The following is a 1,662-nucleotide window of genomic DNA, read 5'->3' as shown; positions in this document are numbered from 1 at the left end:
CCACGGGAATATCTGCGGCGGCGAACCAGTAATGGGTTAAGTGATAAAAAGTGTATGGAAATATAGGGGCCAATCCATCGGCATGGTTATAACAGTTCAAATGGCATCTGTTTTGATATAGGAAATACAACTCGGTTTGCTTTAGAGCAATATTTAACTGTTGGTCCTGGGTGGATCGGTAATACAGCACCAGAAACTGCAGGTAATGCTTCCATTATCAGGCAAGCACCTGTCTCTATTTTTTTAGAAAATCATTAAGCAAAGCGTTTTATGAAGCTAAAAAACAAAGTATCGCAACACACGGTGCCGCGGAAGCAATAAATAGTACACAGTATTTAAGTTATTTGCTTGTGCATATGATTAACGGTAGCAATAAAGCTTTTGTTTTTTCTCCGCACGTCATGCCGCTTCAGCCACGTGTAATGATAATCAACGCGGGTGAGTATAAGCAAAAAACTCGCGATCAGATTCGTTCAAGTGGTTATGTTATCGATACGCTTGAGGCCGCGATGTGGTCCGTATGGAATACTGATAATTTCCGTGATGCCATTCTACTGGCCGCCAATCTTGCCGATGATGCTGACAGCGTTGCAGCGACGGCGGGTCAAATCGCGGGGGCATTATATGGTTATTCCGGTATTCCGCAGGAGTGGAAAAACAAACTCGTGCAGCACGAACGTATCGCCAAAATGGCAGGTGAACTGTTCGATAGAGCTCCAGAGGATAATTTCTTATAATTATATTAGTCATATGGCACGGGTATTGTACCGTGCCTCTTTCTTTGTCTGTCCCTAATGGTTTGTTAGTTAAAAGCGTCCCGGCGTGTCAAAAATTGGACAATACAGATTCTTCGAGAAGAGAACATGTGGTGACCATGGTTTGTGGATAAATAAAATTATATTGATTTGGGTTGAATTAATGGCATCACTGATATAGTCAATCAGCGGTTTGGGCCAATATTACGCCTGATACCAAAATCTCTCGCCGCGTTAAGCTGTATCTTGTTGTTTTATGGTATTTGGTTTGGAAAAGGAGTGTGATGCGAAGTGAGATGACGACACGACAATGCCTGGAGAACAACATGTATAAATGTGGTACGTTATGATTCAATGGCTTTTCTTTATTCTCTTTATGATTTGGACACTAGCGCTTATCTGGAATGGAAAAGACTTATTCAGTAAAAAACAATGGTTCCTTGCTGGGTTGATGTTCGTTCTGGTGCTAGTGGTTACGGTTGTTATTGGTTTTACGTTGAAATGGCTCGCTCAGTCAATGTCATTATTCTCCGTCGCAACGGCGAAACACTATTCGATTATCTTTTCCATGTCTTTCCTGTGCGTATGGGGACTAAAAGTTACCGTTGTGCTGCTCTGCACGATCTTTTCCGGGATTACAGGAGGGCACAAAAAATACAATGCTGAAAATTATGAAGCAATATCGTCTATAACACGCGTCGTTGCGCCTTGCCTACTTATCGTTGCTAAAAGCGTAGTTTCCCTGGGGAGCGTCCTTATGTTTTCAGGTTTATGGCTTAAATAAGCACGATTTAAAAAATATCTCAATGAACACCGAGATTAGTCCATAGTGGAATAAAGATTATGCTCAACCGAATTACCGTTCAGCTCCCGGTGGAGGGGCTTCTGTTCTGGAAACTGACGGGCC

1 protein-coding gene and 1 pseudogene are annotated in these 1,662 nt (G+C 42.4%); both read left to right on the top strand.

Annotated features, from left to right (window positions below):
* Nucleotides 1-75 precede the first annotated feature (75 nt).
* A pseudogene (locus tag C6A40_RS25465) lies at nt 76-737 on the top strand (ADP-ribosylglycohydrolase family protein); the annotation flags it as partial.
* 364 nt (nt 738-1,101) lie between these two features.
* Nucleotides 1,102-1,539, top strand: a complete 438-nt coding sequence (locus C6A40_RS24710) for a hypothetical protein (RefSeq protein ID WP_232830958.1) — start codon at nt 1,102-1,104, stop codon at nt 1,537-1,539.
* Nucleotides 1,540-1,662 lie beyond the last annotated feature (123 nt).

The sequence above is a fragment of the Enterobacter sp. GER_MD16_1505_Eko_090 genome (genome assembly GCF_003331015.1).
GTDB lineage: Bacteria > Pseudomonadota > Gammaproteobacteria > Enterobacterales > Enterobacteriaceae > Enterobacter > Enterobacter roggenkampii.
Note: the sequence above shows the minus strand (reverse complement) of the source record. Positions and strands in the feature narration are given on the sequence as shown.

Excerpts from the sequence above, each read along its gene's own strand:
- C6A40_RS24710 (WP_232830958.1), top strand. The coding sequence starts at position 1,102 with ATGATTCAATGGCTTTTCTTTATTCTCTTTATGATTTGGACACTAGCG.